Source organism: Verrucosispora sp. WMMD573 (genome assembly GCF_027497175.1).
Taxonomy (GTDB): Bacteria; Actinomycetota; Actinomycetes; order Mycobacteriales; family Micromonosporaceae; genus Micromonospora.
Map to the genome: position 1 here is coordinate 5712739 of NZ_CP114901.1, position 23033 is coordinate 5735771.

At 70.3% G+C, this 23033-nt stretch carries 20 protein-coding genes and 1 pseudogene; 10 read left to right on the plus strand and 11 right to left on the minus strand.

Features of this window, described 5'->3' with window-relative positions; all coding sequences use genetic code 11:
- The first annotated feature begins 50 nt into the window (after positions 1 to 50).
- Genes O7601_RS25865 through O7601_RS25890 form a run of 6 tightly spaced genes read left to right on the plus strand, consistent with a single transcriptional unit; the run spans position 51 to position 8001 of the window.
- A complete protein-coding gene (locus tag O7601_RS25865) occupies positions 51 to 1163 on the plus strand; it encodes a LacI family DNA-binding transcriptional regulator (RefSeq protein ID WP_281563680.1) in 1113 nt (370 codons plus the stop codon).
- Positions 1164 to 1200: 37 nt separating this feature from the next.
- Positions 1201 to 2496 carry an extracellular solute-binding protein gene (locus tag O7601_RS25870; RefSeq protein WP_281563681.1) on the plus strand — a complete coding sequence of 432 codons (1296 nt, stop codon included), beginning with the start codon at positions 1201 to 1203 and terminating at the stop codon, positions 2494 to 2496.
- Between the two features lie 54 nt (positions 2497 to 2550).
- Positions 2551 to 3504 (plus strand): sugar ABC transporter permease, encoded by a 954-nt coding sequence (locus O7601_RS25875; protein WP_281563682.1) that lies wholly within the window; start codon positions 2551 to 2553, stop codon positions 3502 to 3504.
- Positions 3504 to 4379, plus strand: coding sequence for a carbohydrate ABC transporter permease (locus tag O7601_RS25880; protein WP_281563683.1), 876 nt, complete (start codon positions 3504 to 3506; stop codon positions 4377 to 4379). Before O7601_RS25875 ends, O7601_RS25880 begins: the two co-directional genes overlap by 1 nt.
- Entirely contained in the window at positions 4376 to 6607 is a 2232-nt protein-coding gene (gene yicI / locus O7601_RS25885) for an alpha-xylosidase (RefSeq protein ID WP_281563684.1), read from the plus strand. The genes O7601_RS25880 and yicI overlap by 4 nt, the downstream gene beginning before the upstream one ends.
- Positions 6604 to 8001 (plus strand): GH1 family beta-glucosidase, encoded by a 1398-nt coding sequence (locus tag O7601_RS25890; protein ID WP_281563685.1) that lies wholly within the window; start codon positions 6604 to 6606, stop codon positions 7999 to 8001. Before yicI ends, O7601_RS25890 begins: the two co-directional genes overlap by 4 nt.
- 22 nt (positions 8002 to 8023) lie before the next feature.
- Here the strand turns inward: O7601_RS25890 and O7601_RS25895 are convergent, their stop codons facing one another.
- The 7 genes from O7601_RS25895 to rox all read right to left on the minus strand — a co-directional run bounded on the left by O7601_RS25895 (position 8024) and on the right by rox (position 16394).
- Positions 8024 to 8617 (minus strand): NTP transferase domain-containing protein, encoded by a 594-nt coding sequence (locus O7601_RS25895; RefSeq protein WP_093407260.1) that lies wholly within the window; start codon positions 8615 to 8617, stop codon positions 8024 to 8026.
- A gap of 144 nt (positions 8618 to 8761) precedes the next feature.
- Positions 8762 to 9994 (minus strand): glycosyltransferase 87 family protein, encoded by a 1233-nt coding sequence (locus O7601_RS25900; RefSeq protein ID WP_281563686.1) that lies wholly within the window; start codon positions 9992 to 9994, stop codon positions 8762 to 8764.
- A complete protein-coding gene (gene mptB / locus O7601_RS25905) occupies positions 9991 to 11412 on the minus strand; it encodes a polyprenol phosphomannose-dependent alpha 1,6 mannosyltransferase MptB (RefSeq protein WP_281563687.1) in 1422 nt (473 codons plus the stop codon). Before mptB ends, O7601_RS25900 begins: the two co-directional genes overlap by 4 nt.
- Before the next feature lie 105 nt (positions 11413 to 11517).
- On the minus strand, positions 11518 to 12624 hold the full coding sequence (locus O7601_RS25910; RefSeq protein ID WP_281563688.1) for a hypothetical protein: 1107 nt from the start codon (positions 12622 to 12624) through the stop codon (positions 11518 to 11520).
- Positions 12625 to 12824: 200 nt separating this feature from the next.
- Complete coding sequence (locus O7601_RS25915; RefSeq protein ID WP_281567038.1) at positions 12825 to 14534, minus strand: bifunctional 3'-5' exonuclease/DNA polymerase; 1710 nt, start codon at positions 14532 to 14534, stop codon at positions 12825 to 12827.
- Between the two features lie 25 nt (positions 14535 to 14559).
- Positions 14560 to 14934: a nitroreductase family deazaflavin-dependent oxidoreductase gene (locus O7601_RS25920; RefSeq protein WP_281563689.1), complete on the minus strand. Its 375-nt coding sequence runs from the start codon at positions 14932 to 14934 to the stop codon at positions 14560 to 14562.
- A 26-nt stretch (positions 14935 to 14960) separates the two neighbouring features.
- Positions 14961 to 16394 (minus strand): rifampin monooxygenase, encoded by a 1434-nt coding sequence (rox, locus tag O7601_RS25925; protein WP_281563690.1) that lies wholly within the window; start codon positions 16392 to 16394, stop codon positions 14961 to 14963.
- Between the two features lie 178 nt (positions 16395 to 16572).
- On the opposite strand from rox, the gene O7601_RS25930 reads away from it, so the two are divergent.
- The 3 genes from O7601_RS25930 (at position 16573) to O7601_RS25940 (ending at position 18727) form a co-directional block, all read left to right on the plus strand.
- Complete coding sequence (locus O7601_RS25930; RefSeq protein ID WP_281563691.1) at positions 16573 to 17220, plus strand: GyrI-like domain-containing protein; 648 nt, start codon at positions 16573 to 16575, stop codon at positions 17218 to 17220.
- A 33-nt stretch (positions 17221 to 17253) separates the two neighbouring features.
- On the plus strand, positions 17254 to 18222 hold the full coding sequence (locus tag O7601_RS25935) for a GNAT family N-acetyltransferase (RefSeq protein WP_281563692.1): 969 nt from the start codon (positions 17254 to 17256) through the stop codon (positions 18220 to 18222).
- Between the two features lie 109 nt (positions 18223 to 18331).
- Positions 18332 to 18727, plus strand: a complete 396-nt coding sequence (locus O7601_RS25940) for a VOC family protein (protein ID WP_281563693.1) — start codon at positions 18332 to 18334, stop codon at positions 18725 to 18727.
- Here the strand turns inward: O7601_RS25940 and O7601_RS25945 are convergent.
- Positions 18716 to 18973 (minus strand): annotated as a pseudogene (locus O7601_RS25945) (hypothetical protein); the annotation flags it as partial. The gene O7601_RS25940 and the pseudogene O7601_RS25945 sit on opposite strands and share 12 nt — an antisense overlap.
- A gap of 29 nt (positions 18974 to 19002) precedes the next feature.
- A complete protein-coding gene (locus tag O7601_RS25950) occupies positions 19003 to 19743 on the minus strand; it encodes a TioE family transcriptional regulator (RefSeq protein ID WP_281563694.1) in 741 nt (246 codons plus the stop codon).
- A gap of 54 nt (positions 19744 to 19797) precedes the next feature.
- On the opposite strand from O7601_RS25950, the gene O7601_RS25955 reads away from it, so the two are divergent.
- Positions 19798 to 21387, plus strand: a complete 1590-nt coding sequence (locus tag O7601_RS25955) for a DUF6194 family protein (protein WP_281563695.1) — start codon at positions 19798 to 19800, stop codon at positions 21385 to 21387.
- Here the strand turns inward: O7601_RS25955 and O7601_RS25960 are convergent.
- Both O7601_RS25960 and O7601_RS25965 read right to left on the minus strand, forming a co-directional pair.
- Positions 21324 to 22271, minus strand: coding sequence for a virginiamycin B lyase (locus O7601_RS25960; RefSeq protein ID WP_281563696.1), 948 nt, complete (start codon positions 22269 to 22271; stop codon positions 21324 to 21326). The two genes, O7601_RS25955 and O7601_RS25960, sit on opposite strands and share 64 nt — an antisense overlap.
- Complete coding sequence (locus tag O7601_RS25965; RefSeq protein WP_281563697.1) at positions 22268 to 22894, minus strand: CatB-related O-acetyltransferase; 627 nt, start codon at positions 22892 to 22894, stop codon at positions 22268 to 22270. The genes O7601_RS25960 and O7601_RS25965 overlap by 4 nt, the downstream gene beginning before the upstream one ends.
- Positions 22895 to 23033: the final 139 nt, after the last annotated feature.

Sequence of the window (23033 nt, forward strand, 5' to 3'; positions counted from 1 at the left end):
CCTAGTCGAAGCGCTTCGACAGCGCCGGGTGTATCACGAGGAGGTGCCGGATGGCCACCATGCAGGACGTCGCACGTCGCGCCCAGGTGTCGGTCAGCACCGTGTCGTACGTGCTCACCGGCGCCCGGCCGATCTCCCAGGCCACCCGGGACAAGGTCCTCGCCGCCATGGCCGAGCTGGACTACCAGCCCAACGCCCTGGCCCGCGGGCTGGCCAGCCGGCGCAGCCGGATCCTCGGGCTGCTGCTGCCGATGGACGAGCGCGGCATCGGCGCCACCGAGACCGCCTTCGTCACCGGCGCGACCGCCGCCGCCGTGGCCGCCGGCTACCACCTGGTGCTCTCCCCGATCGGCGTCGGGGACCTCGACGAGCTGCGCCGGCTGGCCAGCCAGCGCATCCTCGACGGTGCGCTGCTGATGGAGGTCCAGCTACACGACCCCCGGGTGGACGTGCTGCGCGAGGCGGGCGTGCCGACGGTACTGATCGGGCGCACCGAGGATCCGAGCGCCCTGTCGTACGTCGACATCGACTTCGACCGCACCGTCCGCGCGGCGGTCGACCACCTGGTCGGCCTCGGTCACCGACGCATCGTTTACGTCAACCACTCGGCCGACACCATCGCCGAGGGTTACGGCCCGGCGCTGCGCACCCGCGACTCGTTCACCGCCGCGATGACCGAGCACGGCCTGACACCGCTGATGATCCCCGCCGAGGACAGCGCCGCCAGCGGTCGGGCGGCGCTGTCCTCGGCGCTGGGCCAGGCCCCCGACCTCACCGCCGTGCTGGCGATGAACGAGAGCGCCGTCTTCGGGCTGCTCGGCGAGCTGGCCGCCCGAGGGCTGGGGGTGCCCGACGACGTGTCCGTCGTCTCGATGGTCACCTCACCGCAGGTCGCCGAGCTGGCCACGCCCGCGTTGACCGCGATGACGTCGCCCGGCTCGGCGCTGGGCCGCATCGCGGTGCAGACGCTGCTGCGGCACGTGGAAAGCGGCGACGGGGAGATCCACCAGGAACTGCTGCCGTGCGTGCTGGAGATCCGCGGTTCCAGCGGCCCGCCACGTACGCCGGCTGCCAGCACCACCGACCCGGAGGCGGCCGACGACCGGTCGTCCCCGAGTACCGAAGCAGCCCGCCGTCGCGCTGCCACGCGACGACGGGCTTGAAGGAGTACCGGCTCGATACTCACCAGGGAGACTAGCAATGCGACGATTCCGTAGCGTAGCCGTGGCCGCCACAGTGGCGGCGCTCGCGGCGACCAGCCTGGCGGCGTGCGGCGACGACGGTGGCGACAGCGAGGCCAACGTTCTCAAGCTCTGGCACTACGAGAGCGCCAACAGCGCCATGGGCATCGCCTGGGACCGGGCGATCGAGATCTTCAAGGAAGAGCACGAGGGCGTCGAGGTGCGCTTCGAGCGCAAGGCGTTCGAACAGATCCAGCAGAACGCCGGCATGATCATCAACTCGTCCGAGGGCCCGGACGTGATGGAGTACAACAAAGGCAACGCGACCGCCGGGCTGCTCTCCTCCCAGGGTCTGCTCACCGACCTCACCGAGGAGGCGACCGAGCGCGGCTGGGACGCCGCGCTCAGCCCCAGTCTCCAGACCACCGCCAGGTACGACAACGGCGTCATGGGTTCCGGCAACTGGTACGGCGTGCCCAACTACGGCGAGTACGTGATGGTCTACTACAACAAGGACCTCTTCGCCGAGCACGGGGTCGCGGTGCCGACAACGCTTGCCGAAATGACGGCGGCGATGGACACCTTCGTCGCCAAGGGCGTCACGCCGCTGGGCATGTCCGGCGCCGAGTACCCGGCCGGGCAGCTCTTCTACCAGCTCGCCCTCTCCCGGGCCGACCGGGCCTTCGTCGACAACTACCAGCTCTACGCCAACCCGGTGGACTTCACCGCCGACCCGCTCAAGTACGGTGCCGAGGCCTTCGCCGAATGGGTCGACAAGGGCTACATCGCCAAGGACTCCGCCAGTCTCAAGGCCGAGGACATGGGCACCGGCTTCATCTCCGGCAAGACACCGATGGTCGTTTCCGGCAGCTGGTGGTTCGGCCGCTTCAAGAGTGAGATCTCCTTCGACTGGGACACCTTCCTCTTCCCCGGCAACACCCTGCACGCCGGCTCCTCGGGCAACCTGTGGGTGGTCCCGGAGACGAGCAAGGCCAAGAGCCTGGCGTACGACTTCATCGACATCACCATGCGGCCGGAGATCCAGGCGTTGATCGGCAACAACGGTGGCGTGCCGGTGGCCGGTGACCCGGCGACGATCAAAGACCCGAAGGACCGCAAGCTGATCGAGGACTTCAACACGGTCAGCTCCCAGGACGGTCTGGCCTTCTACCCCGACTGGCCGGTTCCCGGCTACTACGACGTGCTGGTCTCCGGCTTCCAGGGCCTGATCAACCAGTCCAGGTCGCCCGCGCAGGTCCTCGACGCGATCGCCGGGCCGTACCAGGACGGCGTCGCGGAGATCAAGCGCGACTGACGGCGGCCGGGGCAGGCGCGCCCGCGCGCCTGCCCCACCCCTGGAAGGATTCCCATGGCATCCCTCGACACGGTCGACGTCCCGGCCCGCAAATCGACAGGTCGGCGACGCCGGTCCGGCTCCGACGCCGGGTACTGGCTCTACCTGATCCCCGGCGCGGTGCTCTTCCTGCTGGTCATCGGCGGTCCGCTGGTCTACACCGGCTACCTCTCGCTGACCAAGTGGTCCGGCGTCGGCGACCCCACCTTCATCGGGCTGGACAACTACCGCGATCTGCTGACCGACGACGTCTTCTGGACGTCGTTCAAGAACACCGTTGCGATGATCATCGCGATGGTGGTGCTGCCCACCCTGATCGGACTGGTGCTCGCCGCGGTGCTCTTCGACACCATCGGACGCCACTTCCGGCCCCGCACCGCCGCCGCGCTGCGGGCCGCCTTCTACCTGCCGCAGGTGCTCCCGGTCGTGGTGGCCGGCATCGTCTGGGGTTGGATCCTACGGCCCGACGGCGCGCTCAACGGGCTGCTCGACGCGGTCGGGCTCGGCTCGCTGGCCCACGACTGGCTGGGCGATCCGAACACCGCGCTGCCCGCCGTGATGGCCGTGATGATCTGGGTGCAGCTCGGCTACCCGGTGGTGGTCTTCATGGCCGCCCTGGAACGGGTGAACCCGGAGCTGTACGAGGCGGCCGAGATCGACGGGGCCGGGTGGTTCCGCCGGTTCCGGGCGATCACCCTGCCGCAGATCCGGCCGGAGACGTTCGTGGTCGGGCTCACCTGCACCATCGCGGCGATGAAGGTCTTCGGCCCGATCTTCGCGTTGACCCGGGGCGGCCCGGAGAACGCCACGAACGTGCCCTCCTACTTCGCGTACTTCACCTTCTTCAAGCGGTTGCAGGTCGGCTACGGCTCGGCGATCTCGATGGTGCTGACCCTGATCATCGTCGTGGTCGCGGTGTTGTTCATCCGGGCGCAGAACCGGGCCGAACGCCGGGACGGAGTGCTCTGATGGCGATCACCCTCACCCCGCCCCGACGGGTACGACGTCCGGCCGACCGGCGGCACCGGGGCGCCGCCCGGTGGATCGTGCTCGCGTTGGTCGGCGCTGCGGCGCTGGCCATGCTGGTGCCGTTCGCGTTCATGCTGCTCAATGCCTTCAAGTCGCCCGGCGACTACTCGACGAACGGTCCGTTGAGCTGGCCGGGCGAGTTCTACACGACCGGTCTGCGCACCTACTGGGAGCAGGTCGACTTCCCGGTCAAGCTGTGGAACTCCGTGCTCATCTCTGGCTCGGTGGCGGTCCTCGCGGTCGTCGTGTCGCTGCTGAGCGCGTACGCCCTGGGCATCGGCCGGGTCCGCGGCCGGCTCTGGATCATCGGCCTGTTCCTGCTGGCCAACATGCTGCCGCAGGAGGCGCTGATCTACCCGCTCTACCACTTCGCCAAGGAGGCGGGGCTCTACAACACCCGGCTGGCGGTAATCATCATCTTCACCGTCATCCAGGCCGCCTTCGGCACCTATTTGCTCGCTTCGGTGCTCGGCACCTTCCCGCGCACCCTGCTGGAGGCAGCCGCGCTCGACGGGGCCGGCCGGTGGCGGACCCTGTGGCGGGTGGTGCTGCCCAACATCCGGCCCACCATCTCGGTGCTGCTGGTCTTCTTCTTCATCTGGACCTGGAACGAGTTCCTCATCCCGCTGGTCATGCTCATCGACAACCAGACGCAGACCGTGCCGGTCGCGCTGGCCTCGTTGCAGGGAGACCGGCTGATGGACGCCCCCACCACCAACGCCGGGGCACTGATCAGTCTCCTCCCGGCGATCCTGTTCTTCCTCATCTTCCAGCGCACCCTCGCGCGCGGCATCACGGCAGGAGCCGACAAGTGAAGTTCACCGACGGGTACTGGCAACTGCGTCCCGGGGTCAGCGTGCTGCGCCCCGGGACGGTGGAGTCGGTGGAGCCGGACGAACGGTCCTTCACCGTATTCGCACCCATCGGGCGGATCACCGGGCGCGGGGACACTCTCAACCGGCCGGTGATCACCGTACGGTTCTTCTCTCCCGCCCCGGGCGTGGTCGGGGTGACCATCGGCCACCACACCGGCGGCCTGCCCAAGCAGCCACGGTTCACCCTCGCCGAGGGCACCGAGCATCCGGTGCAGGTGGAGGTCACCGGGCTCAGCGCGCGGTTGACCACCGGCGAGCTGACCGTCCGGGTCGCGCTGACCGGTCCGTGGCGGGTGGACTTCCTGCGTGGCGACCGGTTCGTCACCTCGTCCACCGAGCGCAGCATCGGCGCGGTCACCGACGCCAAGGGCAACAAGTACGTACACGAGCGGCTGGCCCTGGGCGTCGGCGAGACCATCTACGGGCTGGGCGAGCGTTTCGGCGCGTACGTCAAGAACGGCCAGGCCGTCGACATCTGGAACGCCGATGGCGGCACCGCCAGCGAGCAGGCGTACAAGAACGTGCCGTTCTATCTCAGCAGCGCCGGTTACGGGGTCTTCGTGGACCATCCGGAGCACGTCTCGTTCGAGGTCGGCTCCGAGGTGGTGTCGCAGACCCAGTTCAGCGTGCCGGGCCAGTCGCTGACGTACCACCTGATCGACGGACCCACCCCGAAGGACGTGCTGCGCCGCTACACCGCGCTGACCGGCCGGCCGGCGCGGGTGCCGGCCTGGTCGTACGGGCTGTGGCTGTCCACCTCGTTCACCACCTCGTACGACGAGAAGACGGTCACCGAGTTCATCGACGGCATGGCCGAGCGGGACCTGCCGCTGTCGGTGTTCCACTTCGACTGCTTCTGGATGCGGCAGTTCCACTGGGTCGACTTCATCTGGGATCCGGCGACCTTCCCGGACCCGGAGGGGATGCTGCGCCGGCTGCACGAGCGTGGCCTGAAGGTGTGCGTCTGGATCAACCCGTACATCGCCCAGCGGTCGTACCTGTTCGAGGAGGGTCGGCGGGCCGGCTACCTGGTCCGCAACCCGGACGGTTCGGTCTGGCAGTGGGACAAGTGGCAGGCCGGCATGGCGCTCGTCGACTTCACCAACCCGGACGCGGTCGACTGGTTCGCCGGAAAGCTCAAGGTGCTGCTCGACATGGGCGTCGACTGTTTCAAGACCGACTTCGGCGAGCGCATCCCCACCGATGTGGTCTGGCACGACGGCTCGGACCCGCAACGGATGCACAACTACTACGCGTACCTGTACAACAAGACCGTCTTCGAGCTGCTGGCGGCCGAGCGTGGGGAGGGCGAGGCGGTCGTCTTCGCGCGCTCGGCGACCGCCGGCGGTCAGCAGTTCCCGGTGCACTGGGGCGGCGACTGCGAGTCGACATTCGTGGCGATGGCCGAGTCGCTGCGCGGTGGTCTGTCGCTGGCCGCCTCCGGGTTCGGCTACTGGAGCCACGACATCGGCGGCTTCGAGGGCACTCCCGACCCGGCGGTGTTCAAACGCTGGATCGCCTTCGGCCTGCTGTCGTCGCACTCACGGCTGCACGGCTCCGGCTCGTACCGGGTGCCGTGGGCGTACGACGACGAGGCGGTCGACGTGCTGCGCCACTTCACCCGGCTCAAGCTGAGCCTGATGCCGTACCTCGCGGCAGCGGCCGAGGAGGCCCACCGCGAGGGCGTACCGGTGATGCGGCCGATGGTCCTGGAGTTCCCCGACGATCCGACCGCCGCGTACCTCGACCGGCAGTACATGCTCGGCCCGGACCTGCTTGTCGCACCGGTGATGAGCGCCGACGGCCAGGTGACCTACTACGTGCCCGCCGGCACCTGGACCCAGCTGACCACCGGTGCCCAGGTCACCGGTCCGGGCTGGGTCACCGAGAAGCACGACTTCGACAGCGTTCCGGTGCTGGCCCGGCCCGGGTCGGTCATCGCGTTCGGCTCGGTCACCGACCGCCCGGACTACCCGTGGGCCGACGGCGTACGGCTGCGGATGTTCGCGCCGGCCCCCGGGCAGCGGACCCGGGTGCGGGTGCCGGCACCCGACGGTGGGCCGGGCACCGAGTTCGAGGTGTCCTACCAGGACGGAACGGCCAGCGCCGAGCTGGTGGCGGGCGCGTCGTCCGGGTACGAGTGCGAGGTGACGGGGGTGGCGACATGAGCGACGTCGTGTTTCCTGAGGGATTCGTCTGGGGTTCGGCGACGGCGGCGTACCAGATCGAGGGCGCGGCGAAGGAGGACGGTCGGGGGCCGTCTATCTGGGACACCTACAGTCACACCCCGGGGCGCACCCTGAACGGGGACACCGGCGACGTCGCGGCCGACCACTACCACCGGTGGGCTGACGACCTCGACCAGGTGGCCGCGCTCGGGCTCGGGGCGTACCGGTTCTCGGTCGCCTGGCCCCGGGTGCAGCCCGGCGGCTCCGGTGCACTGAACCAGGCCGGGGTGGACTTCTACTCCCGCCTGGTGGACCGGCTGCTCGAACTCGGCGTCCGGCCGGTGGCCACGCTGTACCACTGGGACCTGCCGCAGGAGTTGGAGGACGCCGGCGGCTGGCCGGTCCGGGACACCGCCGCACGCTTCGCCGACTACGCCGAGAAGATCGTCGGGGCGCTCGGGGACCGGGTGCACACCTGGACCACGTTCAACGAGCCGTGGTGCTCGGCCTATCTCGGGTACGCCTCCGGGGTGCACGCACCGGGGCGGACCGAGCCGGCCGCGGCGCTGGCCGCCGTACACCACCTGAACCTGGCGCACGGCCTGGCCGGCCGGGTGATCCGCGACCTGGCACCGGCGGCGCAGCTCTCGGTCACGCTGAACCTGCACGTCATCCGACCGGCGTCGGACTCGGCCGCCGACGCCGACGCGGCACGCCGGATCGACGCCCTGGCCAACCGGGCTTTCCTCGGCCCGATGCTGGACGGCGCGTACCCGGCGGACCTGCTCGCCGACACCGCCACGGTCACCGACTGGTCGTTCGTCCGCGACGGCGACGAGGCCACCGCCGCGGTGCCGCTGGACGTGCTCGGCGTCAACTACTACTCGACCACGCTGGTCCGTGCCTGGGACGGCGTCTCACCCAAGTCGGACTCCGACGGGCACGGCCGCTCGGCGCACTCGGCGTGGGTCGGCTCGGAACAGGTCGAGTTCCTGCCGCAACCGGGTCCGCACACGGCGATGGGCTGGAACATCGAGCCGGCCGGCCTGACCGAGCTGCTGCTGCGCCTGCACCGCGAGTATCCTGACCAGCCGTTGATGATCACCGAGAACGGGGCCGCCTTCGACGACGTCGTGTCGCCGGACGGCGCGATCCACGACGACCGCCGGATCGACTATCTCCACCGGCACATCGCCGCCACCCACGAGGCGATGGCCGCCGGCGCCGACGTACGCGGCTACTTCGTCTGGTCCCTGCTCGACAACTTCGAATGGGCGTACGGCTACGACCGCCGCTTCGGCATCATCCGCGTCGACTACGAAACCCAGCAGCGCGCCTGGAAGGACTCCGCCCACTGGTACCGCCGCCTCACCACCACCAACCGCCTTCCCTGACCCCACTCCTGCCCCGGTGGGGTCAGGCGCCGACGCGTTGTTCGGGGACGGTGAGGCCGTACAGGGCCATCAGCTCGGGGGTGTCGACCCGGCTGCCGTCGGCCACCGCGTCGCAGGCGATGTCGACGATCTGGTCCTTGTGCGCCAGCAGGTACGGGCGGGCGCCGACGTCGGCACTGGCCAGGGTGGCGATGCCGGGCCAGTGCCGACGGCCGAACAACATCGGGTAACCGCGCAGGCCGTTGTAGGTGGCACAGACCAGCACGTCGGGGAAGGGCAGCGCGGCCACCCGGCGGACCGCTGCGGCGGTGAGCCCGGGCATGTCCACCGGCACCACCACCGCCGCCTCGACCCGGTCGTCGTCGATGCCGGCGAGACCGGCCCGGATGGACGAGCCCACGCCGGTACCCCAGGCGCGGTTGACCACCACCGTGGCGCGACTCAGGTCGGCGGTCTGGCGGACCTGGTCGGCCGCAGCGCCCAGAACGACCACGATCTGCCCGCAGCCCGCCTCCGTCAGCGTGTCGATCATCTGGTCGACCAGGGGTTTGCCGCCCTGGTGCAGCAGGGCCTCCGGCCCGCCGATCCGGCGGCCACCCCCCGCAGCGATGATCATTCCTGCGATCCGGTTCAGAGCTGCGCTCCCTCCAGTGTGGGAGCGGTCGGGGCCGCGTGACCCCGACCCTCCCGTCCTACGCACACCGTTTGCAACGACAGCAGTCGGAGGAGAGTGGCGGGGCATTTGGTGTAAATTGGGTATCTATCCGGATTGCGCGGACATCCCATCCGGCGTGCGCCGGCCCGTAGCGCCCGAAATCGGCAGCAGCAGCATCGCCACCGCGACCAGCAGATAGGCGTTGCCGCCGAGAAAACCGTGCGGCCCGCTGGACCCGTTGGCGAAAATCCACACGACTCCGCTGCTCAGCACCGCGTACCCGGCGACACCGACCCGCAGCCGCCATCGTTCGACGGGTCTGGTCGACGGCCACGGCAGCGTCGCGCCGACGAGGACGATCAACCCAGGCACCAGCCACACGAGATGGTGCACCCAGCTGACCGGGCTGACCAGTACCCCGAGGACCCCGGTGAAGGCGAACCCGAGGCGTTCGTCCCCCGCGGCCCGTCGGACCTGGTGCCACCAGAAGGCGAGCGCTGCGGCCACCAGGCACAGCCACAGCAACCGGTCGGGATGCGCCGGGTCGAGCCGGGCAACCAGACCCAACAGCGACTGGTTCGACACGTACTCCAGTTTCCCGACCCGCCCGGTGTCCCACAGCGCCTCGGTGAAGTAGGTGCGGGTGGCGTTCGGTGCCACGACTGCCGCCAGCAGGGTCGCCACCGCCGTGGTCAGCGTGGCCGTGGCGGCGGCCCGCCACCGTCGGGTCACCAGCAGGTACGCGACGAATACCGCCGGCGTCAGCTTGATCGCGGCGGCCAGTCCGATGCCGACGCCGGCCAGCCGGTGCCGTCGCTCCAACAGCCACAGGTCGACGTAGACCAAGGCCATCAGCAGCAGATTCACCTGCCCGAAACTGACCGTGTCGCGGACCGGGTTGAGCGCGGCGAACAGGCAGGCCGCCAGCGCGAAGGTGTGCCACCTCGGCCAGCCGGCGCGCCGCGCGACAGGCCCGACCAGCAGGTGCAGCAGGAAGCTGGCTGCCACGACGGTGAGCGTCAGGTTCGCCGCGATCGCCGGATGCCAGGGCAGGGCCGCCACCGGCAGCATGACCAACGCGGCGAAGGGCGGATAGGTGAAGCCGTACTGGTTCCAGGTCACCCACTCGTAGAGTTGGCCGCCGTCCGCCCAGTGGCGTACCGCACCGTGGTAGACACCGATGTCGAACCAGCCACGGTGCCCGGGCAGCACCGCGATCGCCACGCCGATCGCGGTGACCAGCCCGATGATCAACAGCGTCCGACGCCTGTGCTGCGTGGCCGGCCTGGTCACACTGACGGCGGTGGTGCTGACCCGGGGCCGCCCGGTGGTGGTCATCGGCGACCAACCAGGGCGGGCGGGGCGGACCGGGTGAGCAGCCACAGCACACCGACGGTGGCCAGGCCAAGGAGGACCCCTGCCGCCGCGAGCACCGCCTGGCCCAGGTCCGGGCCGAAACCGCTGGGCAGGACCGCAAATGCCAGCACCGTGGCGGCGAGCGCCGCTGCCTGCCGCGGCCGTCCGTGCGGCGCCGCCGCGGCGAGCAGCACCAACCCCCACAGCGCGTACCAGGGTCGGGTCGCCGGACCGAGCAGCGCCACGGCCAGCAGGACCAGGCCGACCGCGTACGGCGGGCCCAGCCGACGCCGCTGATGCCAGGCGACCACCGCGACAGCGAGCAGCCCGAGCAGGCCCAGCAGAACCCCGGCGCGCATCGGCGTGGCACCCAGATGCAGGTCGAACGTCTCCGCGAGCCGCTGCGCACCCCGGCCGAGGGCGGTCGAGACCGACCAGCTGTGCCGGTACACGGGCGTGGCGAGGGCGTCGATCCAGCCGTATCCGATTCCGCTCGCCCAGGTCACCGCCACACCGCTGGCCACCGTGAGGCCGGCGACCCGCACCACCGCCCGGAGGGCGCCGAGGCGCCGGGCGGCAAGCGCGCCCACCACCAGCAGGCCCAGCAGCGCCGGCACCTTGACCAGGGCGGCGAACGTGACCAGCACGGTGGCCGCGCCGAACCGGTCGGCGAGCGCCAGCCGAAGGCCGAGCACGAGCAGGCCCAGCATCACCGCCTCGTTGTGGGCACCCGCGACCAGGTGCAGCGGAACGAGCGGGTTGAGCACCCCCAGCCAGAGAGCGGCTGCCGGGTCGACCCCACAGTGGTGCGCCAGACGCGGCAGGTTGATCACGAGAAGCGCCACCCCGGCCAGTGCGACGAGCCGCAGCATCAGTACGCCGAGCGCCAGATGCCCTCCGGTGAACCAGGAAACTCCGGCGACGAGGGACAGGAAGACCGGCCCGTACGGCGCGGGCGTCTGCTGCCACATCTGCGGCACCTCGGTGGCGAGGTGTCCACCGAGGTGCGCCACGCCCACCCGGTAGACATCCAGGTCGGCCAGGACCATCGAGCCCTGAGCCAGGTAGCTGTAGACATCGCGGGAGAACATCGGCGGTGCCAGCAGCAACGGCCCGGCCCAACAGGCCAACGTGACGGCGGTGCCTCGGGCCCGGGCGGGATTGTCCGGCGTGCGGCCGGGCCCGCGCAGGTCGCGACCGGCGCACCACCAGGCGAGCGTGAGCAGGGTCAGACCGGCGTAGCCGGCCACCAACGCGGGCCGATCGGCATGCCGAAAGGCCGCCCACCACAGGGCGTCCCGCACCGGCAGTGCGCCGGCACCGCAGCCGGCGACCGCCAGCAGGGCGCCACCCAACCCGCCCAGGAGTCGGTACGCAATGACGCTCGTCGGTGTCAGCACCGGGGCATGGTGGCAGCGCGAGCTGACCGCGAGACGGCCGCCGGTCGGTCAGCAGGAGACCCTCGGGTGTCCGCTCAGCTCGACCGGAATCGTGCTGGCGTCGGGCTACATCTCGCGCCGGCCGGTCAGCCGCAGCCGGCGCTTGACGCCACCGGCCGCGCGAGTCCTGAGCCGGGAGAGGACGTTGACGGCGTCGGCTCGGCCGTCCGGCCGCGGACCGAGGCTGTCGGCGTGACCCAGCATGCCGACGATCGTCTCGACAGCGACCTGGAGCAGTTGTTCCGCGTCCAGTTCGTCGGGGCTGATGCTCTGCCGCATCACGGTCGGCCGCAGGTCGTCGAGGTCACCGACGATCCGGCACGGGTAGTCCTGAAGCTCCTTGATCTGCTGCTCCGCCTGCTCCCGCACCCAGTCTGCCCGGTCCAGGCCGACACCGAAGGGGACCCCCTCGCGCCGCTTGAGCACGGCGTCGACCAGGTGTCGGTGCACCACCTTCTGGTACGGCGTCCGCAGCGGATACCTGTCGCCCAACGTCAGGTTGACCCGGCGGAGCAGTTCGATCTCGGCGGCGCCGAGCGACGGGTTGGAGGTGGGTTCCGCCAGTTCACACAGCCCGTCGGGAATGCCCAGGATGCCGGCGAACCGGTGCCACAGCAGGTCCCTCGGCGCGCCGGGCGGCGGAACCGTCACCAGATACCGGTGCGCTGCGGGGACCAGGTCGCCCCAGCGGCGCAGCATGCGCGGCGCCGTGTGATTGTTCCAGAAGGCCTCGGCCCTGCCCTCCTCGACGGCGCGCATGAACGCTCCGAACCGCCAGCCGCTGCGCGCCCGGACGCTCTGTTGCCAGAACGAGGGGAACGTCCGCCACAGGTCACGGCCGGCCGCGATGACGTGGACCTCGGCGGCCTCCAGGCTCTCCACCGCCCGGGCGGCCTGCGCGCTGGTCGCCGCACCCAGCCCCTCGTTGCTGATGATCACATCACCGGGCCAACTACGCGCCTTCTCGGCCAGCCGGTCCCAGGTCCAGTAGGCGTCGCTGTCCCGCCAGGGCGCCGCGCGCAGATCGGCCATCGCCTGGTCGTGCGCCACCGCACTGCCCGGCAACAGAATGCCGGCATTCTTCAGTGCGGCCCGATTTTTCCAGAGCACGTTCTGCACAAAGGTGCTTCCCGTCTTCGGCGCACCGATATGCAGATAGACGCGCCTGGCCATGCCGCCTCCCGGACCCGACACCATGTCGATCGAAGTGGTCACCTTTGCGGAGCCAGGGTGACATACGGCGGGCGTACGCCAAAACAGCGGGCGACGCCATTTCCGGCAGAAGAATTGCCTGTGGTCGAGAGATGTATGGGTCACGAAATTCTGGTGAACAGTCCCGGCCGACCGATCTGACCATCAACGGTCGACGGTGGTCAGGCGGCGTCGGCATAACACTCCACGATCGACACATCCAACGGGAAGCGGACCGGAGTTTCCCCGAACAGCAGCGTGGTGGCCCGTCGACCGGCCCGGTCGACCGCCTCGGCGACCTGCTCGGCCCGCGCCACCGGGCAGTGCACGATCACCTCGTCGTGCTGGAAGAAGACCAGCTCGGCCGGAGTGCCGGCCAACTCGCCGCGGAGCACCGCGAGCAGGGTGGACGCCCACTCGGCCGCGGTGGCCTGGATGACGAAGTTGCGGGTGAACCTGCCCCGGGACCGGGCCGCCCGGGCCCGGGGTGACTGGGCGTCGCTGCCCGCCTCCGGATCCGTCACACCCTCCTCATCCACGCCGAACCCCACCGTGCCGGGCGGGCACGTCCGCCCCAACCAGGAACGCACCAGGCCGCCCACCTCGCCGGTCCGCGCCGCCGCCTCGACGTAGCCGAACGCGGTCGGATAGCTGCGTCGCAGCACCGCCAGCGCGGGCACCGCGGCCCCACCGGTCTGCCCGTACATGGCCCCGAGCAGCGCCAGCTTGGCCCGGCCCCGGTCACCGTCGAACGCGTCCCGAGCCAGCGCGGCGTAAAGGTCACCGGTCGCCCCGGCTGCGGCGAGCCGGACGTCACCGGAGACCGCCGCCAGCACCCGTGGCTCCAACTGCCCGGCGTCGGCCACCACGAACCGCCAGCCCGGGTCGGCCACCACCGCCCGGCGGATCACCTTCGGAATCTGCAACGCGCCGCCGCCCCGGGTGGCCCACCGCCCTGACACCACCCCGCCGGGAACGTACTCCGGGCGGAACCGGCCGTCGCGCACCCAGGCGTCCCGCCATGCTCGGCCGTGCGCCGTCCAGATCCGGTACAGCTCCTTGTACTCCAGGATCAGCGGCACCGCTGGATGATCTACCCCGCGCAGCACCCAGGCCCGGGTGTTCGGCAGCTCCACGCCGACCCGCGCGAACGCCTTCAGCAGCTCGGCCGGGCTGTCCGCGTGCACCTGCCGGACCCCGAACGCGGCGGCGATCCGCGCGGCCAGCTCCGCCAGCCGGCGCGGCGGCCCACCCACCGGAGAGGGTTCACCCAGTAACTCGGCGAGGACCGCGTCGTGCACGTCGGCCCGCCAGGGCAGCCCGGCCGCGCCCATCTCGGCCGCGATCAACGCACCGGCCGACTCGGCCGCCACGAGCAGCCGGAACCGCCCCGGGTCACCGGTCGCCGCGACCCGGCCGAGTTGGTCGGCGTACACCCGGGTCAGGACGGTGATGCCGGGGCCCGGCGGCCCCGGCACGGCGTCGAAGAGCGCGGCCTGACCGGTGCCGGGTGGGGTGGCGGCGCGCGGCGGCGGATCGGCCGGCACCGGCGCACCGGTCAACCGCGCCCAGGCCGCTGCCAGCCCGCGGGGCTCACCCCACCGGCCCGCGTACCCGAGCAGCAGCGCCTCGGTCAACTCCACGTCGTGACACCGCTGCACCATGACCCCGGCGCGGAGCAGCGTCGGGTAGAGCGCGGCACCGGATGCCCACACCCAGCGCGGCTGGTCGGCGCGTTCCCGGGCGGCCACCGCGGCGGGCAGATCGACGACCGATTCGGGCGCGCCCAGCGGCGCACCGGTCGGGTCGAGGGGTTGCAGCACTCCCCCGCCCCGCTCGTCCGAGACCACCGCCACCAGCACGAACGTGATTCTGCCCGGCCCCTGCGACAGACCGGGGCCGGGCTCGGTCAGCTGGTCAGTCTCGGCGAAGGTTCATCCGCAGCAGTTCGGAGTCGTCGGAGATGCCCGGTGGCGCCTTGACGCCCGCCGGGAGCAGCGACCAGACCTCCTGCTTGCGCACCAGCCGAGGAGAATCCAACTGCACCTGCTCGCCGTCGACGGACAGCCGTGCTGTTCCGGCTGCGAGGACGTTGCGGACCCAGTCGGTACGCGGCCCGTACAGCGGAAGGAACAGGTATCCGTCGGGCAGCGGGTGGGCGTCCAGCGGAGTCTGGTACGTCCTGCCGGACGATCTGCCCACGTGCGTCAGGACCGGTCGGACGCCCCGACGGACTTCCCGCGGGTTGACGAACCGTCTGTTGAACCGGGCGAGCCACCGCGGCAACGGCATGCCGACCTCCTCGTTCTCGGTGCGAGTCAGCGAGCACCACCGAACCACCTGGTTAGCGCCACCTCAAGGGTCTGCTGGTCCGCGCCGACCCACGCGACGTGCCCGTCCGGCCGAAGCAGGACCGCCGGCACGTCCAGTTCCTCAGTGGTGTCGACGACATGATCTACCCGGTCGCGCCAGCCGTCCACCGCGAGTCGCCCGGTCTGGTCGAGTAACAGCCCATTCCCGGAGCGCATCAACTCGAACAGCCGCCCACGTTTGACGTGGACGTCGCGCAGCCGCCGCCCGAGCAGGGCATGGCCCTCGCCGAAGTCGTACCGGACACCGATCGCCGTGACTTTCTCGATCAGGAACCGGTTGACGTCGTTGAAGTCCATCAGCTGCGCCAGCAACCGTCGGACGGCCTGCGGCCCAGGCTCGTTGGTGGTCAACTCCATCTGGGCCCGCGTGTTGTCGAGCACGTCCGCTGCCACCGGATGCCGCTCGGACTCGTAGCTGTCCAGCAGATCGTCCGGCGCCCAGCCGTTGATCGCCGCCGCCACCTTCCAACCCAGGTTGAACGCGTCCTGGATCCCGAGGTTCAGGCCCTGACCACCCATCGGCGGGTGCACGTGCGCGGCGTCACCGGCCAGGAACACCCGTCCGACCCGGTATCGCTCCGCCTGGCGGGTGGCATCACCGAAGCGCGACAGCCAACGGGGCGAGTGCAGCCCGAAGTCCGTGCCCGCGTACGCGCGCAACTGTTGCTGGAACTCCGCGAGCGTCGGCGGCTTCGACCGATCTTCGACCACGTGCTCCGCCGGCACGACCACCCGGAATGTCCCCGGCGTGCCCGACGGCCCGACCCCGAACCGCTTCTCGGTCTTGCGTACCTCGGTCACCACCTCGGCGATGTCCTCCGGTGAGGCCGTCACCTCGAATTCACCGAGCAGCGTGTCGACTCGCGAGGGCTCGCCCGGGAAGCCGACGCCGAGCAGCCTCCGAACCGTGCTGCGCCCGCCGTCACAACCGATCACGAACCGGGCGCGCACCGGCGACACGCCGATGTCTCCGAGATGGACGGTCACCCCGTCGTCGTCCTGCTCCAGCGCGACCGCCGCGCAGCCCCGCCGGATCTCGGCGCCAACCTCGGCCGTGTGCTCGGCGAGGAGCCGGTCGGTGAGCGTCTGCGGGATCCCGAGCACATATCCGTGGGCGGTGTCCAGTCCACTGGGGGCGGGCTTGTCGATACCCGCGAAGAATCCCCGGATCGGAAACTGCTTACCATTTTCGAGGAACCGTTCCAACAACCCCCGCTGATCCAGCATCTCGATGCTGCGCACGTGCAGCCCGAGCGACCGCACGAACGGCGGCGGCTCGGCCTCTTTCTCCAACACGAGCACGCTGACGCCCCGCAGCCGCAATTCGCTCGCCAACATCATGCCGGTGGGCCCACCGCCGACAATGATCGCATCAAACATCAGTCCCCCAGGTGCACCCATTTTTCCGCTCGGCCGACGATTGTGCGCCACGACCGGGGTCTTGCCGCAATCCCCCAGGTGCGGTATACGTTGATAGTGGCAAGGTGTTCTACCGCGACCCCGACGGCAACGAGGTCGGCTTCGCGGCGCGCGCCGGTCGACCCGGCTCAGGCACCCGATGACAGACAAGACTGACTTCAAGAAGACCGCCGACGTCTATCAGGCACCCCGGGGGCGGTTCCGGGTCCTGGACGTACCCGACATGCGGTACCTCATGATCGACGGCGATGGCGACCCCAACACCTCACCCGCCTTCACCACCGCCGTCGAGGCCCTCTATCCGGTGGCGTACAAGCTAAAGTTCGCCAGCAAGCGGCACCTCGGGCGCGACTACGTCGTCCCGCCGCTGGAGGGCCTGTGGTGGGCCGAGGACATGGCCGCCTTCACCACCTCGCGGGACAAGTCTCGGTGGAGCTGGACCCTGTTGCTGATGGTCCCGGACTGGGTCGACCGGGCCATGTTCGACGCCGCCCTCGGGCAGGCCGGGGCCAGGAACAAGCCCGCGCGCCTCGACGACATCCGCCTGGCACCCCTGTCCGAAGGGCGTTGTGTGCAGACGCTGCACGTCGGTTCCTTCGACGACGAAGCAACTGTGCTCGCCCAACTGCACGACGAGTTCCTCCGGGCCCAGGGGCTGCGGATGACCGGGAAGCACCACGAGATTTACCTCAGCGACTTCCGCAGGGTCGCACCCGAGAAACAGCGCACCATCCTGAGGCAGCCGGTCACCGCCGAGGCCGTGCCCGCGCCGTCGAAACCCGGATGACCGCGACACCCGATGGTGCGTAGGGTGCCGGCCATGTCCCGCACCGAGCTACGGCCGTTCACGGCCGCCGACCTGGATGCGTGCGCCACGTTGCTGGCCGACCGGCACCGCCGGCACCGCGTCGCCCAGCCACTGCTGTCCGCCCGGTACGAGGACGCCGCCGCGGCGCTGACCGAGCTGACCACCGCGTACGAGACACCGGACGCCTCGGGGGCGGTCGCCTACCGCGCCGGAGCCCTGGTGGGTTTCGTCCTCGGTGCGCCGAAGCCGTCACCGCTGTGGGGGCCGAACATCTGGGCGGAGGCCGCCGGGCTGGCGGTCACCGATCCCGAGGTGATGCGCGACCTGTACGCGGTTGCCGCAACCCGGTGGGTCGACGAGGGCCGCACGGCGCACTACGTCGTCGTTCCGGCACACGACGCCGAGCTGGTACAAGCCTGGTTCCGGCTGGGCTTCGGCCAGCAGCACGCGCACGCCATCCGGCCCGCCGCACGGCTGGCAACGGTCACCCCGGCCGGGCTGTCGGTGCGTGGGGCGACCCGGGCCGACATCCCGCTGCTCGCTCAACTCGATCTTGAATTGCCGCGGCATCAGGGACAGTCCCCTACCTTCTCCGCCGGCCCGGTAAGCACTCTGGACGAGGCCGTCGCCGAATGGACGGCCGACATCGACAACCCCGCATATGCCACCTTCGTGGCCGAAGTGGATGGCCAGGTCATCGGCTCTGCCATCGGCTGCGCGCTGGAGAAGTCGAGCGCCCATCTGAGCCTGGCCCGCCCGGAACACGCCGGGTTCCTCGGGTTCGCGGCGGTCCTCCCGCGCGCCCGTGGCGTCGGCGCCGGGCGAGCCCTCGGCACCGCGGTCATCGACTGGGCGGTGTCGGCCGGCTTCGACAGCGTGGTCACCGACTGGCGAGTCACCAACCTGCTCTCCTCGCGGACCTGGCCGAAGCTGGGCTTCACCGAGACGTTCCTCCGGCTGCACCGGCTGATCCGTCTCTGAGCGCTGCACTCACCATCGGGCAATGGCATTCCGACCGACCGGCGGCCCTGGTCGAGGGTGTCCGATTCGTTCAAGACCTCATCGGCAGCATGCTCGTATGGTCACAGTCATGGCACCCACCTTCAACGCGATCGGCCTGGCAGTGGCCGACATGGCAGCGTCCCTCTCCTTCTATCGGCGACTCGGCCTGGAGTTTCCGGACGGTGCCGAGCAGGAGCCGCACGTCGAGACGACGGTGGCGGGCGGTATCCGTCTCATGTGGGACACCCACGCCTCATTGCAGTCCTTCGACCCGGGCTACCAGCCGGCACCGCCCTCCGGTGGCTGGGCCTTTCTCTGCTCCGACGCGGCAGAGGTGGACCGATGCCACGGCGACCTGGTCGCTGCCGGACACTCGTCGGTCAACCCGCCCTGGGACGCGCCGTGGGGGCAGCGTTATGCACAGGTACGCGATCCGGACGGCAACGTCGTGGACCTCTTCGCCTGGACCCCGTCACCGCAGTAGAGCGCTCAGCGGCACGCCGGCCATCGCCCGTACCTCGCGTGCGAGACGGGCCTGGTCGGCGTAACCCGCATCTACCCCGCCTGCGCGGCACCGACCAGAGCAACCATCACCCGGTCGGCCCCTTGCCAGCGTCGGCTCGCCGCCGAGGTCAGCGCGGCGGCCGGATCGTCGGACTCGGCGATGGCCCGCACGACGGCCGCCGGCCGGCCACCCGTTCTGCCTCATCCGGTAGCCCACGACCACGGCTTACGGTATGTGCGGACGTCCCGGCGGTGTCAGCGCCGAACGGCGGACCGGGTGTCGGCGTCGAGGTATTCGGCGAGCAGGGCGGCCCCGGTGAGCATGGCTTGGCCACGGGCGGTGAGTTGTTCCCGCCACTGGCGCAGCGACGCGGCGAGTGGTTCGATGCCACCGGCCTCGCGCACCCGACGCAGCACCCCAGCGATGTGGTCGAGCCGGTAGCCGCCACGGCGCAGCAGGTGAGCGAGTTCGGCGTCGCGGACATCGTCTGGTGAGTAGCCGCGGTAGCCGGTGGCCGGGTCACGCGCCGGCTGCAGGACCCCGGCCCGCTCCCACTTGCGCAGGGTCGCGGGTCGTACGCCGAGGCGGTGGGCCAGCATGCTGATCGGCACTGCTTCCCGGCTCTGTGGTTGCCGCGGTGAACCGGCGAGGACGGCGACCGTCGTCTCGACCGCGTCCAACGTGTCTCGGTCGCGCTGAAGCAGGACGTGGCTGTGGTCGATCGTGCGCAGCGCGGCGTCGATGTCACCCCGGTTGACAGCACGCATGATGTCACCGCTGGCCGGGTAGCCGTGGCCCGCGATCAGCCCGAGATAGGCGCCCAGCGCCTTCGCGTGCACCTCGGTGAATCGGCGGTAGCCGGTCGGGCTGCGCTGGGCCGGCGGCAGTACGCCATCCCGCTCGTAGTTGCGCACGGCCTGCGCGGAGAGGCCGTGCCGGCGCGCGAGGTCGACTGGTCGGCGTACCCCCGGGTTGGAGGGTTTCAGGGCGTTCACCTCGCTTAGTCGGTGAAAAGTCTCAACCGCTGGTTCAACGATACGGTTGATGCAATGACGCCCGTTCTTGACCTGCTTGCCGTACCGCCGACGCTGCTCGCGCTCGGCGAGCCGACGCACGGCGAGTCCGCCTTCCTCCAGATCCGCAACGAGACCTTCATGTCGCTGGCCGTGCGGGGCTACCGGTCGATCGCGCTGGAGAGCGACCGGGCGGCGGGGCTGATCGCCAACGAGTTCGTCCAGGGCTCCACCGCCGTCACGCTCGACCGTGCGCTCACCGAAGGGTTCAGCCACGGGTTCGGCGGCGCCCCGGCCAACCGTGACCTGCTGCTGCGGATGCGCGAGTGGAACGCCGGCCGACCGGCCTCCGAACGCCTGACGTTTCACGGCTTCGATGCCCCGCTGGAGATCGAGGGTGCCCCGAGCCCCCGGCACTACCTCATCCGGACCTGCGACTTTCTCGGCCTCGACCGATCGACGGAGATCGACGACCTGGTCGGGGACGAGGCGCGGTGGAGCGACACCGCTGCGATCTGGGAGCCCGGCAGGTCGGTCGGACGGTCGGCCGACGCCCAGCGCCTGCGGGTGATCGCCGACGAGTTGCTGATCGAGCTGTACCTGAACGCACCCCGACTGGCCAAGGGCTGGCCGGCAGCGTTCGTGCAGGCCATGTCCGCTGTCGCGGTGCTGCGCTACCACGCGGCGGCCGCCGCAACACTGAAGCGGGAGGAACGCTTCGCCCGCCTGGCCGGGGTCCGGGACGCGCTGATGGCGGAGAACCTGCTTCAGATCCGATCGGCCGAGGCACACCGTGGACCCACGCTGGTCTTCGCGCACAACACACACCTCCAGCGCCAATCGAGCACGATGACCATGGCCGGAAAGGACGTTTCGTGGGCCGGCGCCGGCGCCATCGTCGGGTCGCTGCTGAATGACCGGTACGCGGTGATCGTCGGTAGCCTCGGCGCGAGCCCCGCCCTCGGCATCGGGGCGCCCGCCCGGTCGACCTACGAGGGCAGACTCCAGCGGGGGACCATGCTTCCGCGGTACGTCCGGGCGTCCGAGATAGCAACGGCCGAGCGGAGAACGCACGATCACCGCTACTTCCCGCTCGACCGGGCCACCATCGACCACGCCGACGCGGTGCTGCACATCCCGACCGGCGTCGACGCGGCCGTGCTCGCCGACCGGATTCTCGCGCTACCCGGCGTCGAGCAGATCGTGACGAACGAGGAGAACGGATCACCCGAGGGTGTCGGCGGCGATCGGTTCTTCTACGTCGGCCCCGACCGCCGCCAGCCCTTCGCCACCATCGTCGACCACGACGTGCCCGGCTTCGACGACGCCTCCCAGCTCGACCGTCCCGGCGTCTTCCGCCTCAACCTCGACCTGGGCCGAGCCGAGTTCGAGAGACTGTTCGGCTTCCCACCCAAGGCGTTCGAGGAACACCGGCAGGAGTTCGACTTCGCCCGGCTGGACACTCTCGTACCGCACCCGGGCTACGCGCTGTACGGCTTCGGCAGCATCGTCATGCCCGGCCCGCACCTGCTGCCCGAGATCGACCGGCTCCTCGCCATCGCTCACGGCCGAGCCGTCGACCGCCACGAACGCGCCGCACGCCGGGCGGCTGACCGACCGGACTGAGCCCCGACGATTCGGGCCAGGGTGCCGTTTTCCAATGCCGTCCACAGGCTGCCGTCGGGTCCGAGGGTGATGCCGTGCGGCTCGGAGCGCGGGGTGGGCAGGTCATGGACTTCGATTTTCCCGTCCGGCGTAATGGAGCCGACCCGGTTGCCCCGCCACTCGGTGAACCACAGGTTGCCGTTGTCATCGCCGGTGATGGCGTGGGGACGGCTGGCGCGGTCCGGTAGCGGAAACTCGTCGATCGTGCCGTCGGGGGTGATCCGTCCGATCTGGCCGGCGGCGATCTCGACGAACCAGACGGCGCCGTCGGGGCCGGCGGTGATCCCTACAGGAGCGGCGGCCGGCGTCGGCAGCGGGTGCGTAGTGACGGTGCCGTCCGTGTCGATCCGTCCGATCGCGTTCGCCTGGTTCATCGTGAACCACATTCCGCCGTCGGTGCCGGCGGTGATGGCCGACGGGTAGGCGCCGGTAGCCGGCAGTGGGAAGTCGGTGGTCTCGCCGCCAGTGGTGATCCGGCCGATGCGATCGGCGTTCATCTCGGTGAACCACAGGGCACCGTCGGGCCCGGGGGCGATGCCGTACGGCCCGCCGTTGCGGCTGGGTACCGGGAATCGGGTCGTCGCGCCGTCGACGGTGATTCTGCCGATGCGGTGGGCTCGAGACTCGGTGAACCACAGCGCCCCGTCGGGGCCGGTGACGATGATCGTGGGCTGCCCGGCAGGGTCGAGTTGGTACGTTGTGGGCGCCTCACCGGGGACCACGCGTCCGATCTCGCCGCTGTGGGCGAGCGTGAACCACAAAGCACCGTCGGGTCCAGTGGTGACGGCGTACAGACCGCGGCCGGCCTCGGCGACTGCGTGTTCCTCAATGAACGCGGACTTCACCGGGCTCGCTCCAGTCCGTTCTCAGTGGCGATACGTTCGATCTCGGCCGGTGTGCCGGTCATCAGGGTGCGGCAGTGCTGGTTGATCAGATCGGCCGGCCAGTCCCACCACGCGGCCCTGCGCAGCCGGTGGATGTCCTGGTCGCCGAAGCGTTGCCGGATCGGTCGCGCTGGATTCCCGCCGACGATCGTGTAGGCCGGGACGTCGGCGGTGACCACCGCGCCCGCCGCGATGATCGCCCCGTCGCCGATGCGTACCCCCGGCATGACAGTGGCCCGGTAGCCGAACCACACGTCGTTGCCGACGATGGTGTCGCCTCGACTGGGCATGGCGCTCACGACATCGAGTGTCTGCTCGGCCCATTCGCCGCCGAAGAGGGTGAACGGGAAGGTGGTCGGGCCCATGTCCGGGTGGTCGCCGCCGGCCATCAGGAACCGGGTTCCCGCCGCTATCGCGCAGAACCTGCCGATGATCAGCTGTTCCGGTCCGTAGCCGTAGAGCACGTTGTGCCGCTCGAAGCCGGTCGCGTCGTCGGGATCGTCGTAGTACGTGTAGTCCCCGACGGTGATCTTCGGGGAGGTGACCAGCGCCTTGAGGAATACGACACGTGGATGCGTCGCCACCGGGTGAAGGACCGTGGGATCAGGTGTCACGGAAGCCCCCGCTCACTAAGACTACTTCTGTAGCGTTAACATCCTGACATGGCGCCCCCACGACCGACAAGCGACCCCGACGAGTCCGTGACCGCCCCCACCCGCCGTC